Source organism: Micromonospora sp. NPDC051227 (assembly GCF_044455385.1).
In the GTDB taxonomy this organism is placed as follows: Bacteria; Actinomycetota; Actinomycetes; order Mycobacteriales; family Micromonosporaceae; genus Micromonospora.
On record NZ_JBITET010000008.1, the window covers coordinates 101,856 to 114,322 of the forward strand.

General features: G+C 72.7%; 12 protein-coding genes. 3 read left to right on the forward strand and 9 right to left on the reverse strand.

What is annotated here, in order from left to right; translation table 11 throughout:
- Positions 1-497: 497 nt before the first annotated feature.
- Both ACIA47_RS20610 and ACIA47_RS20615 read right to left on the reverse strand, forming a co-directional pair.
- Positions 498-2,036 (reverse strand): replication-associated recombination protein A, encoded by a 1,539-nt coding sequence (locus tag ACIA47_RS20610; RefSeq protein WP_112677952.1) that lies wholly within the window; start codon positions 2,034-2,036, stop codon positions 498-500.
- A gap of 74 nt (positions 2,037-2,110) precedes the next feature.
- Positions 2,111-2,332, reverse strand: coding sequence for a hypothetical protein (locus ACIA47_RS20615; RefSeq protein WP_112584563.1), 222 nt, complete (start codon positions 2,330-2,332; stop codon positions 2,111-2,113).
- Between the two features lie 140 nt (positions 2,333-2,472).
- Between ACIA47_RS20615 and ACIA47_RS20620 the strand changes: the two genes are divergently transcribed.
- Entirely contained in the window at positions 2,473-3,213 is a 741-nt protein-coding gene (locus tag ACIA47_RS20620) for a GNAT family N-acetyltransferase (RefSeq protein ID WP_396709889.1), read from the forward strand.
- Between the two features lie 41 nt (positions 3,214-3,254).
- Here ACIA47_RS20620 and ACIA47_RS20625 read toward each other — a convergent pair whose 3' ends face one another.
- The 4 genes from ACIA47_RS20625 to aspS all read right to left on the reverse strand — a co-directional run bounded on the left by ACIA47_RS20625 (position 3,255) and on the right by aspS (position 7,940).
- A complete protein-coding gene (locus tag ACIA47_RS20625) occupies positions 3,255-4,541 on the reverse strand; it encodes an MFS transporter (RefSeq protein ID WP_396709891.1) in 1,287 nt (428 codons plus the stop codon).
- Complete coding sequence (locus tag ACIA47_RS20630) at positions 4,538-5,146, reverse strand: helix-turn-helix domain-containing protein (protein WP_396709893.1); 609 nt, start codon at positions 5,144-5,146, stop codon at positions 4,538-4,540. Before ACIA47_RS20630 ends, ACIA47_RS20625 begins: the two co-directional genes overlap by 4 nt.
- Before the next feature lie 68 nt (positions 5,147-5,214).
- Positions 5,215-6,027, reverse strand: a complete 813-nt coding sequence (locus tag ACIA47_RS20635) for an SDR family oxidoreductase (RefSeq protein ID WP_396709895.1) — start codon at positions 6,025-6,027, stop codon at positions 5,215-5,217.
- Between the two features lie 107 nt (positions 6,028-6,134).
- Positions 6,135-7,940, reverse strand: coding sequence for an aspartate--tRNA ligase (gene aspS / locus ACIA47_RS20640; RefSeq protein ID WP_396709896.1), 1,806 nt, complete (start codon positions 7,938-7,940; stop codon positions 6,135-6,137).
- Positions 7,941-8,094: 154 nt separating this feature from the next.
- Between aspS and ACIA47_RS20645 the strand changes: the two genes are divergently transcribed.
- Positions 8,095-8,829 (forward strand): DUF998 domain-containing protein, encoded by a 735-nt coding sequence (locus tag ACIA47_RS20645; protein WP_396709897.1) that lies wholly within the window; start codon positions 8,095-8,097, stop codon positions 8,827-8,829.
- An 88-nt stretch (positions 8,830-8,917) separates the two neighbouring features.
- Here the strand turns inward: ACIA47_RS20645 and ACIA47_RS20650 are convergent, their stop codons facing one another.
- Together ACIA47_RS20650 and ACIA47_RS20655 are read right to left on the reverse strand one after the other, a co-directional pair.
- Complete coding sequence (locus tag ACIA47_RS20650) at positions 8,918-9,964, reverse strand: S1 family peptidase (RefSeq protein WP_203126360.1); 1,047 nt, start codon at positions 9,962-9,964, stop codon at positions 8,918-8,920.
- Positions 9,965-10,337: 373 nt separating this feature from the next.
- Positions 10,338-10,814, reverse strand: coding sequence for a winged helix-turn-helix transcriptional regulator (locus ACIA47_RS20655; protein ID WP_396709899.1), 477 nt, complete (start codon positions 10,812-10,814; stop codon positions 10,338-10,340).
- Between the two features lie 55 nt (positions 10,815-10,869).
- Here ACIA47_RS20655 and ACIA47_RS20660 point away from each other — a divergent pair, with 55 nt between their 5' ends.
- On the forward strand, positions 10,870-11,376 hold the full coding sequence (locus tag ACIA47_RS20660; RefSeq protein ID WP_112620869.1) for a PaaI family thioesterase: 507 nt from the start codon (positions 10,870-10,872) through the stop codon (positions 11,374-11,376).
- A 126-nt stretch (positions 11,377-11,502) separates the two neighbouring features.
- Here the strand turns inward: ACIA47_RS20660 and ACIA47_RS20665 are convergent, their stop codons facing one another.
- Positions 11,503-12,444, reverse strand: coding sequence for an acyl-ACP desaturase (locus ACIA47_RS20665; RefSeq protein WP_396709901.1), 942 nt, complete (start codon positions 12,442-12,444; stop codon positions 11,503-11,505).
- Positions 12,445-12,467 lie beyond the last annotated feature (23 nt).

The following is a 12,467-nucleotide window of genomic DNA, read 5'->3' on the forward strand; positions in this document are numbered from 1 at the left end:
GGCGCCGGGCACCGGCTGCACGCCGCGGCGCGGCGGCTGCCCAGGCGCGGGACCGGCGGCGGGTGGCCGGTTGTCCGGGCGACGACCCGCTGGCGGCGTCTCCCCGGGCCAGGGCCCGTCGACCGGTCGGCGGGCGGCGGCACCGCCCGGTTCACTCTGGCGCGGGGCCGGCGGCACCGAGGACTCCGGCGCACTGCCGCGCGCACCGGCCGGCTCTCCCGGCGTACGCGGGGTGGGTTGTGCCGGCGGTCCGGCCGGGTCTGCCGGCGGCATGCCCCCGCGGGGCCGGTTCGGCTCCGCCGGTGCGCCGTCCGGGCCCAGCTCGGTGCGTTGCTGCTTGGCCGAGCGCAGGTCGTCGATCCAGCCGAACTCCTCGCCGGCGACCGGCGCCTCCGGCTCGGGCTCAGCCGGCCGGCCGCGACCCCAACGGCGGGTCTTGGCGCGGGGATCGCGCCGCTCGTCCGGGCCCTCGTCCGGGCGGTCCCCACCACGCGATCTCACTGTTGACCCTCTCCTGCGGCGTCGGTGCCGCTGTCCTGCATCGTGCCGGGGGCACCCGTGCCCGTCGTCGGACGGGCGGCCCCCGGGGATAGCGCTGGCGCGGTCTGCGCCGTTACGGACGGCTCGGCTGTCGGCGTCTGCGGGCGGGCGGCCGGAGCCGGCAGACCACGCACGATCCGGCGTAGCAGCGGCAACCGGCTGGCCACCGACCGCTCCGCGCCGTGCGGGCTGGGCTGGTAGTAATCGGTGCCCACCAGGTCGTCCGGGACGTACTGCTGGGTGACCACGCCGCGCTGGTCGTCGTGCGGGTAGCGGTAGCCGGTCCCGTGGCCCAACCCTCGGGCGCCGGCGTAGTGCGCGTCGCGCAGCCCTCGCGGCACCGGGCCACCGCGACCGGCCCGGACGTCGGCGATCGCGGCGCCGATGGCGGTGGTGGCCGAGTTCGACTTGGGCGCGGTGGCCAGGTGGATCACCGCCTGGGCGAGGTTGAGCTGCGCCTCGGGCAGCCCGACGTACTCGACCGCGTGCGCGGCGGCGGTCGCCACGCTCAGCGCACTGGGATCGGCCATGCCCACGTCCTCGCTCGCGAAGATGACCAGGCGACGGGCGATGAACCGGGCGTCCTCACCGGCGACCAGCATGCGGGCCAGCCAGTGCACCGCCGCGTCCACGTCCGAGCCGCGCATGCTCTTGATGAAGGCGCTGACCACGTCGTAGTGGGCGTCGCCGTCGCGGTCGTAGCGCACCGCCGCCACGTCGACGGCCTGCTCGGCGGTGGCGAGGTCGATCCGCCCGCCGCCGAGGGCCGTGGCGGAGGCCGCCGCGGCCTCCAGGGCGGTGAGTGCCTTACGGACGTCACCGGCGGCCAGCCGGACCAGGTGATCCTCGGCCTCGGTGGTCAGGGCCAGTGCGCCGTCCAGGCCACGCTTGTCGGCGACCGCGCGGCGCAGCAGGCCCCGCACCGCCTCGTCGTCCAACGGTTGCAGGGTGAGCAGCACGCACCGCGACAGCAGCGGTGAGATGACCGAGAAGTACGGGTTCTCGGTGGTGGCCGCCAGCAGGGTGACAGTGCGGTCCTCGACGGCGGCGAGCAGCGAATCCTGTTGGGTCTTGCTGAACCGGTGCACCTCGTCGATGAAGAGCACGGTCTGCGGGCCGCCGGAACGGCGCTGGCGGCGAGCCGCCTCGATCACCGCCCGGACGTCCTTCACGCCGGCGGAGAGCGCCGACATGGCGACGAAGCGGCGATCGGTGGCCCCGGCCACCAGGTGCGCGATGGTGGTCTTGCCGCTGCCCGGCGGGCCCCAGAGGATCACCGACATCGGCGCCCCGCCGGAGACCAGTTGCCGCAGGGGTGCGCCGGGAGCGAGCAGGTGCTCCTGCCCGACCAGCTCGTCGAGGGTCACCGGGCGCATCCGGACGGGCAGGGGCGAATCGTCGGCCACCGCGGTGAAGCCGTCGACACCGGCGGGACCGTCGGGCGCGCTGCGCGACCCGGCGGGTTCACCGAGGGAGAAGAGGGCGTCGGACTCCATCACGAAGACAGTACCGGGCCGGGCCCACGACGCCGGAATCGCGCCGCAGGCCCGCCACCGGTGATCGGTTCCGGTCAGCCACGCCCGGGGCGGCGGCCCCGGTACCAACGGCCACCGCCACCGCCACCGCCGCCGCGCGGGCCACTGCCCACGCCGGCCAGGTAGAGCGAGAGCAGGAGCAGTCCGATGAGCACGAGGGTGTTCCAGTTGAACAGGTCGGGTGCGCCGAAGTTGGTGTCGAGCAAATCGATGAGCAGGGCGAAGCCGAAGACAATCGCGGCCAGGATGGCGAGCATGTCGGTCCTCCGGTGGGGGTTCCCAGTAGGTCGGCGCGTGATGTACCCAATCGGTCGGCTCGCCAATCTCCACGGTGGAGACGGCCACGCCGCGAGGGCCCGACGGAGGCAGTCGACCCCCGGCTCCTAGGCTGGACCGCATGATCATCCACGACCGGGTGCTCCAGGACCGGAGCGCCGTCCTGGCCGCCGTCGGCCATCACCCGTTCGCCCGGCACGCGCTCGGGCGGGCCGTGCCGGCGCGCGCGTACCAGCGTGATGGCGCCGTGCTGTGGTTGGTGCCGCCGGAGTACGGGCCGGCTGGCTGCGCGATCGGCCCGGCCGAACCGGCGCTGGAGATCTGTGTCGCGCTCGCCGCCGACGGAATGCTCCAGCCCGGACAGCGGCTGCACCTGCCTCGACACGATCGCGGTCGGCTGGTCGACCGGCTGGCGGTGGCCGAGCACAGCGACTGGGACTTCCACTGGACCGACACGGCGCCGCCGGCGCAGCCGGACGAGCAGCCGGTGGTACGCCTCACCGACGCCGACCAGCCGGCGCTGGCGGCGCTGGTCGAGGAGTCGTTCCCCAGCAGCACCTCCCGACCGGGCGACCCACGGGTCGTCGACTGGTACGGCATCCGGGCCGGCGACCGGTTGGTGGCGTGCGGCGCGGACCGCAGCCAGGGTGACATCGGTTTCCTCGCCGGCCTGACCGTCGCCCCCGACCAACGAGGTCGAGGGCTGGGCGCGTCCCTGACCGCGGGGATGACCCGGGCGCTCCTGGCGCGCCACGACATGGTTGGGCTCGGCGTCTACACGCACAATGTCGCCGCGGGGCGGCTCTACCGTCGGCTCGGCTACACCAACACCCTCCCGCTCAGCTCGATCCGCCTGGCCTGACACGGCAGAAGGGGCCCGCTTGCGGACAAGGGGCCCCTTCGTCAACGATCCGCGGCGGGAACCGGAACCGCGGTCGGCTCGACGGCCGGGACGGCCCGACGGCTGGCAAGCCAGGCGGGCAGGTAGAGCGGGGCGGCGACGGCCAACACCACCGCACCGACCACCATCGCGGTGCTGACGCTGGTGGCGGCGGCGAGCACGGTCAGGACCACCCCGCCGAGCGCGCCGGCCGGCTGCGCCATCATCGAGTTCAGCGAGAGCACGCTGGTCCGGTACGGGCCGTCGACCTGCCGGTGCAGCAGCCCACTGTGCAACGGGTTGGACGCGCCGTGCACGGCGTAGCAGGCCAGGTAGGCCACCAGCACGCCCACCGGCCCGGCGAACAACCCCATCCCGACCACCGTCACGCCCTGGAGGATGCGCAGCAGGGCCGCACCCGGCGCGGCGCCGAACCAGCGCAGCAGCAGTGGGGTCAGTGCCGCGCCGGCGGCCGAGGCGAGCCAGGCGGCCGAGTTCGCCGGCCCGAGCAGCACCGCGGCGCGTTCCGGATCGCCGATCACCTCGGCGAGCCGTACCGGCAGCAGCGACTCGAAGGTGACCATGCCGAAGCCCCAGAACAGCTCGACGGCCACCAACGCCAGCAGCACCCGGGAACGACGCAGCAGGCCGACGGCCTGGCCGATCATCCGGGGCGCCTGGACCACCGAGGCCCGCAGCGCCGCGAACCCCGTGGCCGGACGCTCCTCGACCAGCAGCACGACCAGCGCGACGAGCGCCGCCGCCTGCGCGACGATGGCGGCCAACACGGGCACCGTCAGCGCGCTGACCGGCCCGATCGGGCCGAGCGCGATGAGACCACCGCTGACCAGCGCGCCACCGCCGATGGACCCGCCGGCGACGGTGCCGGCGTAGCCGAGACCGCGCTCGTACTCGGCCTCCGGGTCGGCGGCCACTGTGGCGTCGACGTACCAGGACTCCAACGGGCCGCTGTCCAACGCCCGGTAGATGCCCTGCAGAGCCCAGACCACGAAGAACAGCACGAACGAGTCGGCCACCGCGAACAGCGCCAGCGAGGCGAGGTTCAGCACCCCGGCGGCGAGCAGCACCGGTCGACGACCGAGGGCGTCGGCGAGCCCGCCGGTGGGCAACTCCAGCGCCAGCACCAGCAGCCCCTGCGCCGTGGAGACCAGGCCGATCTGCGGCAGCGACAGGCCGCGCTCCTGCATCAGCAGGATCATCACCGGGATCATCAGACCCGTGGGCAGCCAGCGCAGACCGTAGAGCGTGAGGTAACGACGCCGAACCTGGCGTTCGGTCAGCGCGCTCACTGGAGGCCCTCGCGCAACGGGTAGGCGGCCATGAACACCTGCACCGGGCGGGCCTCCGGGTCGGTGGCGGCATCGGACTCGGCCTCACGGTGATACCGCTCCAGCACCTGCCACATCTCCGCCTTGAGCTCCTCCAGCCGGGCCGGCGGGATGGTCATGAAGATGTCGCTCATGCCGAACCCGTCCCGCCAGGCGGCCGACCACTCGTGCTGGGTGGCGAACCAGCGATCGGCGGTCTCGGCGAGCAGACGCACCTGGTCGCCCTGGATCCACTCGATCGCGGCCCGGGCGTCGGGGTCGTCGTCGAAGTCGCTCGGATCCCAGTTGGTCACGTCGTGCGCCGCCTGCCACCAGCGCTGCCGCCCGCTGCCCCGGTCGGGATCCTCGATGACCAGCCCGACCTCGGCGAGCTGCCGCAGGTGGTAGCTGGTCGCGCCGGTGTTGGTGCCGAGCAGTTCGGCGAGGGTGGTCGCGGTGGCCGGCCCCTTCACCCGCAGCGCTCCGACCAGCCGCATTCGCAGCGGGTGCGCCAGCACCCGGACCTGCCGTTTGTCGATCCGCACCTCACGCGGCGCCGGCCGCGGGACGTCTTCGTCGTTCGCCATGGCTGCACACTATCCGTGCACACTTCCTATGCACAAGAGTTATGCATAGGAAGTGTGCACGGGTCTCGTCAGCGGGCGAGGAGTTCGCGTACCCCGCGCAGCCGGGTGCGCAGCAGGGCGGCGGCGCGCGCGGAGTCGAGGCGTACGTCCAGGGGGCGGACCAGACCGGTGGCAGCGCTGGTGGCGGTCCTCAACCCGGCCGGGTCCAGGCCGTACCGCTCGGCGACGAGCAGGCCCAGCTCGGCCCGGCTGACCGCGTCCGGGCCAGCCACGTTGAGCAGACCGGCGTACGTCGAGGCGACCAGCTCCAGCACGGCGTCGGCCAGGTCAGTGACGTCGATCGGGCAGCGCAGCTCGTCGGTGAACAGGGTGGCCCGACCGGCGAGCGTGTCCCGGCAGAGCTGGACCTGCTTACTCCCCTCCCCCACGATCAGGGAGGTCCGCACCAGCGCCGCGCCCGGGTCGATCGCCCGTACGGCGGTCTCGGCCGCCGCCTTCGCGGCACCGTACGCGTGCACCGGCGTGGGTGGTTCGTCATCGGCGTACGGCACGGGTCGTCCGGCGTGCAGCGCGTCGCTGGACACGTGCACCAGCCGGGCACCCACCTCGGCGGCGGCGAGCGCCACGTGCGCTGCCCCGTCGGCGGTGACCGCCCAGTCGCCGTACCGATAGGGGGTCCCGACCACGGCGTCCGGTCGCACCTCGGCGACCAGTGCGCGCACGGCGGACCGGTCGGTCACGTCCAGTCGTCGTGCCGCGACTCCCGGCACGTCGATCTCACCGAAGTGGAACGTCCCAACAACCGACCACCCGGCCCCGAGGCCCCGACGACAAACCGACCGCCCGAGTAACCCACTAGCCCCGACAACAAGCACCCGCATCCCAGCCAACTCCCCCACCTAGGTTGATCATGAGGTTAACGAGCGACACGCCGACGCGTGGGCCCGCCAACCCCATGATCAACGAGGCGAGAGGGAGGAGATGCGGGTCAGACCGGGTCTGCTACCGGGGCTGCCGGGCCGGCCGTTCCGATGTGGGCCGTTGCGGCCGGCTTGGGCTTGGCGTCGATGCCGGCCTCGGTGCGCTGCTGGGCGGTGATCGGGGTCGGTGCACTGGTCAGCGGGTCGAAGCCACCCCGGGTCTTCGGGAAGGCGATGACCTCACGGATGGAGTCGGCACCGGCGAGCAGCATGCAGACCCGGTCCCAGCCGAAGGCGATACCGCCGTGCGGCGGGGCGCCGTACTTGAACGCCTCCAGCAGGAAGCCGAACTTGTCCTGCGCCTCCTCGGGAGTGATGCCGAGCAGGTCGAAGACCCGCTTCTGCACGTCACCCCGGTGGATACGGATCGACCCGCCGCCGATCTCGTTGCCGTTGCAGACGATGTCGTACGCGTACGCCAGGGCCCGGTCCGGAGCCTCCTCGAACCGGTCGACCCACTCCGCGTTCGGCGAGGTGAACGGGTGGTGCACGGCCGTCCAGCCGCCCTCGTCCGTGCGCTCGAACATCGGCGCGTCGACCACCCAGCAGAACGCCCAGGCGCTCTCGTCGATCAGGCCGGACCGCTTGGCGATCTCGACGCGGGCCGCCCCGAGCAGCTCCTGCGCCTCCCGGCTGGTGGCGCTGGCGGCGAAGAAGACCGCGTCACCCGGCTTGGCGCCGACCGCGTCGGCGAGCCCGCCCAGGTGCTCGGCGGAGAGGTTCTTCGCCACCGGGCCGCGCGCCTCGCCGGTCTCGGCGTCCAGCACCACGTACGCCAGGCCGCGCGCGCCACGCGCCTTCGCCCAGTCCTGCCAGCCGTCCAGCTCCTTGCGGCTCTGCGCCGCGCCTCCCGGCATCACCACCGCGCCCACGTAGCCGCCCGCGTCGATCGCCCCGGCGAAGACCCGGAACTCGGTGCCGCGCAGGTAGTCGGTCAGCTCGGTCAGCTCGACGCCGTAGCGCAGGTCCGGCTTGTCCGAGCCGTACCGGGCCATCGCGTCGTGCCAGGTGATCCGCGGGATCGGTCGGGTGATCTCGTGCCCGGCCAGGTCCTTCCACAGCGCCGAGACAATCGCCTCGCCGAGGTCGATCACGTCGTCCTCGGTGACGAACGACATCTCGATGTCGAGCTGGGTGAACTCCGGCTGCCGGTCGGCGCGGAAGTCCTCGTCGCGGTAGCAGCGGGCGATCTGGTAGTACCGCTCCATGCCACCGACCATCAGCAGCTGCTTGAACAGCTGCGGCGACTGCGGCAGCGCGTACCAGCTGCCGGGCTGAAGCCGCACCGGCACCAGGAAGTCGCGGGCGCCCTCCGGCGTCGAGCGGGTCAGCGTCGGTGTCTCGATCTCCAGGAAGTCCCGCTCGTGCAGCACACCCCGGGCGAGCTGGCTGGCGCGCGAGCGCAGCCGCAGCGCGTTCGCCGGGCCGCTGCGGCGCAGGTCCAGGTAACGGTAGCGGAGTCGAATGTCGTCGCCGGCCTCGATCTGGTCGTCCACCGGCAGCGGCAGCGGCGCCGCCTCGGAGAGCACCTCCAGCTCGACGACGGTCACCTCGACCTCGCCGGTGGGCAGCTCCGGGTTCTCGTTGCCGGCCGGGCGGCGGGTCACCTCGCCGACGACCTTCACGCAGAACTCGTTGCGCAGCGCGTGCGCATCTTCCTCGCGGAACACCACCTGGACAACGCCGGAACCGTCGCGCAGGTCGACGAAGATGACCCCGCCGTGGTCGCGGCGGCGGGCCACCCAGCCGGCGAGCGTCACCGTCGAGCCGGCGTCCGCGGCGCGCAGGCTTCCGGCATTGTGGGTACGGATCACGGCTGGCAACTCCTCATCGTGGAACAGTCCTCACCCGCATTCTGTCAGGGGTGGCAGCCCCGCCTCCGGGCACCCGGCAGGCCGGCACGATTCGCTGGTGGGGTGGACCGGCGAACCCGACTCCCCCGGCAGCCGCGCCGGTTAACGTGGCGAAATGCGGCCCGTACCGAACTGGGCCGTCGCCACGGCGGCGGCGGCGCCCGTGCTGCTGGTGTCCGGTTGGACGGTGGCGCAGGCCCGACAGCCCGTCGGGTACGACCCGGTCCGGGACACCATCAGCGAGCTGGCCGGACAGGACGCCACCGACGCCTGGATCATGGTGGTGGCCCTGGTGCTGCTCGGCTGCTGTTACCTGTCGGTCGCCGCCGTCCTGCACGCGGCCGGGCTGCCCAGCCGCTTCCTGCTCGCGATCGGTGGCGTGGCCACCATCGCGCTGGTCGCCTTTCCCCGGCCGCCCGTCGGCGGTTCGCTCAGCCACGGCGTCGCGGCGACAGTGGCCGTCCTCGCCCTGGTGCTCTGGCCGGCCGGCTCGGCACTGCGGCTGCCGCGCGGTCACGACACCGAGCACCCCACCCGACCGGAGCCGCCCTGGGCGTTCCGCCGGGCGGTGGGGCTGAGCACCACGCTCGTGCTGCTCGCGCTCTTCGGCTGGTGCGCGTTCGAGGTGACCAGTGGGTCCCGCACCGGGTTGGCCGAGCGGGTGACGGCGGTGGCGGTCTCCCTCTGGCCGCTGCTGGCGGTCCTCTCCGCCCGGCGGGCGCACCTCGCCTGGTCGACCGGCGGCACCGTACGCGTCGGCCCGGACCTGCCGACGATCGGCGTCGTACCCCCGGATCCCCTCGGACCACCGAGCGGGCCCACTCCCGGGCGCCCCGACCGGCTGCCGTGAGTCGTCGCGCGGCGACGGCGGGGTTCGGTGGCCGTCAACGCGACGCGGGCCGCCGGAAGGTTCCGGCGGCCCGCGAGCGGTGCGTGGATCAGAAGACGCTGACGCCGTAGCGGCTGAGCGCCTCGGTGACCGGCTGGAAGAAGGTCGTGCCACCGGTGCGGCAGTTGCCGCTACCACCGGAGGTCAGACCCAGGGCGGTGCCGCCGGCGAACAGCGAGCCGCCGCTGTCGCCCGGCTCGGCGCAGACGTTGGTGCGGATCAGACCGGAGACCGAGCCCTCGGCGTAGTTCACCGTGGCGTTGGTCGCGTTCACCGTGCCGCTGCGCAGGCCGGTGGTGCTGCCGGAGCGCTGCACCGACTGGCCGACGGAGGCGTTGCCGGCGCCGGTGATGTCCCGGAAGCTGCCGTTGTAGAGCGAGACGTTGCCGGCGGCGTTGGCCGAGTTGTTGTGCCGCACGATGCCGTAGTCGTTGCCCGGGAAGCTGGTGCCGCTACGGGTACCGAGCAGCGAGGTCTGGGCGGAGTTCGAGTACCAGCTGGCCGAGATGTTCGTGCAGTGCCCGGCCGTCAGGAAGTAGTAGGTGCTGCCACTGCGCACGTTGAAGCCGAGCGAGCAACGCCCGCCCCCGCCGGCGTAGATGGCCTGGCCGCCGGAGATCCGGGTGCTCAGCACGCCCGCCTCGGCCTCGACCCGGACCGCGCCGTTGGCCCGCGCGGCGGCGGCCTTGACCCGCTCCAGCTTGGCCCCGGTGACGGTGCTGTCGACGGAGACGACGACCTGGTTGGTGACCGGGTCACTCCACCAGGCGGTGCCCGGGATCTTGGCGGAGCGCTCCAGCTCGGCCGTGGCCCGGTTGAGCTCGGCGGCGCCGCGGGTGACGTAGCGGACGACGGCGCCGGCCTTGCTCGCCTTGCTGGCGGCGGCCGCGTCGGTCACCGTGACGACGGATTTGCCGCTGGCGTCGATGTACGAGCCGGCGGAGCGGTCGCCGAGTTCCGCGGAGATCGCGGCGGCGGCGTCGGGCGACGCTGCAGGAGCGGCCTGGGCGGGCGCGCCGATGAGCGAGCCGACGACCAGGGTTCCGGAAACGGCGACTGTGGCCGCAACGCGGAATGAGGACCTCGTGGGTCGCATGTAACAAACCTCCTGGGCGGGGGAGTGGGTCTGCCGGGGGCGGCTGACCCGAGGGCAACGCGGCCGATCTGGGGAAACCGGCCGGCTGAGACTGAAGTATTCACATACTTAAGATCATTAACAAGGCTTGAATTCGCCCGGATTCACCGATCCCGGTTGGCCACATGGTCGCAACACCCCTGACACGCTGGTGAACAGCCACCGTCACACCCAACCGACATCCGGTCCACATTCGGCGCGCACGATCATCGATGTCTTCCCGCGCCGGACGTCGGGCGCATCGCGCGCCGGGACGGCACGGCGCCGCATGCCGGGCGCCGCGCGACGAGCACCGCGCGACGGCGACGGGGCGTCAGGGCGCGGCGGGCTCGGGTCAGGGGGTACGGCGACGGGCGCCGGGGCCCGGACTGGGCACCACGTCGCGGGGCCGAGCCACGTCGTGCCCGTCGTCGCAGCGCAGTTCGGCGCGCACCTCGGCGCCGCAGTCGCGGTGCGTCACACTGAGCGGCGGGCCCTCCGCGTCGGCGAGGTACCGGTCGCCCCAACCGAGGACGGCGACCAGCACCGGCCACAGATCCAGGCCCTTCTCCGTGAGCCGGTACTCGTGGCGCAGCCGACTGCCGGGCTCCCGGTACGGCTCGCGACTCAGCACGCCCTGTTCCACCAGGCTGGCGAGCCGGTTGGTCAGCACCTGGCGCGGGATTCCGGTGCGGACCCGCATGTCGTCGAAGCGGCGTACGCCGGTGAACACCTCGCGGAGCACCACCAGGGTCCAACGCTCACCGAGGACCTCCATCGCGCGGGCGATGGTGCAGTTCTCCACTGACCAGTCCAGAGCCGCGGGTCGCATCCGACCAGGCTAGATCTCGTTGACAGACTCAGCAAGCTGCTGCCAGGCTGCGTCCATGACGCAGACGCAGGAACCAGTGCGCAGCCGTACCTTCACCTGGGCGGACCCGTCGGTCAACGCAGCCCAGGTCGGTCGACGCAGCGGCCTGGACATGCTCCGGGCGATGATCGCCGGCGAGCTGGCCGCGCCGCCGGTGATGCACCTTCTCGACATGACCCGGATGGAAGCCGACGAGGGCCGGGTCGTCGTCGAGCTGACTCCACAGGAGTTCCACTACAACCCGCTCGGCAGCGTCCACGGTGGCGTGCTCTCGACCCTGCTGGACACCGCCGCGGGGTGCGCCGTGCACACCACCCTGCCCGCCGGCGTCGGCTACACCTCGCTGGATCTCAACGTGAAGTTCCTCCGCCCGGTCACCGTCGACAGCGGCACCCTGCGCTGCGAGGGGACGGTGCTGCAACGCGGCCGCCGCACGGCCCTGGCCGAGGCCCGCATCACCGACGCCACCGACCGCCTGATAGCCCACGCCACCAGCACCTGCCTCCTCCTCCCCCTCCCCTAACCCCACCCCCGCCCCCGGCCCCACCCCCGCTGGGTTGATCATGAAGTTATTGACCCCAAGCCGACGCGAGTGGCAATAACTTCATGATCAACGATCTGAGGGGGTGGGGAGGTTGGGGGGTGGGGGTCAGCGGAGGGCTAGGCGGGCGGCTCGGGCGTCGCGCTTCTCCTCGAAGCGGCTCGCGGCGCGGTCCAGGTTCTCCAGCTGGGCGGCGAGCTGCTCGCGGGCGGCCTCGCCGTCGGCGTTGAGGCCGGTCACGTTGAAGACGTCCCACTGGCGCAGCACCGGCTGCAACACGTCGTCGCGGTGCTGGCGCAGGTCGTAGATGCCGGCCAGTGCGATCGCCACCGACTTGCGGGCGAAGCCCTCGATGCCGTTGCCCGGCATCTGGAAGTCGGCCACCACGTCGGCGACGGCCCGCATGGCCTGACTCGGAGCCAGCTCGAACGCGGCCGCGAGCAGGTTGCGGTAGAAGACCATATGCAGGTTCTCGTCAGCGGCCACCCGGGCCAGCAGCGCCTCGCAGGCGGGGTCGCCGGTGGCCTTGCCGGTGTTGCGGTGCGAGATCCGGGTGGCCAGCTCCTGGAACGAGACGTACGCCAGCGAGTGCAGCACCTCGTCGCCGTGGGCGTTGGTGTAACCCTCCGACATGTGCGTCATCCGGGCCCGCTCCAACGCCACCGGGTCGACCGCCCGGCTGACGGTCAGGTAGTCGCGGATCGCGACGCCGTGCCGCCCCTCCTCGGCGGTCCACCGGTGCACCCAGGTGCCCCACGCGCCGTCGCGACCGAACAGGGTGGCGATCTCGTGGTGGTACGAGGGCAGGTTGTCCTCGGTCAGCAGGTTCACGATCAGCGCCGTGCGGGCCACGTCCGGGATGGTGGAGTCGGTCGGTGACCACGCCTCGCCGCCGAGCGGCCCGTCGAAGGTCCGCCCTTCGCTCCACGGCACGTACTCGTGCGGGAACCACTCCTTGGCGAGCGAGAGGTGGCGGTCCAGGTTGCGTGCGACAACCGGCTCCAACTCGACGAGCAGCGCGGTCTGGCTCACTGTGGTGCTGACGGTCACGAGAAACTCCCTACGGTGGCGTA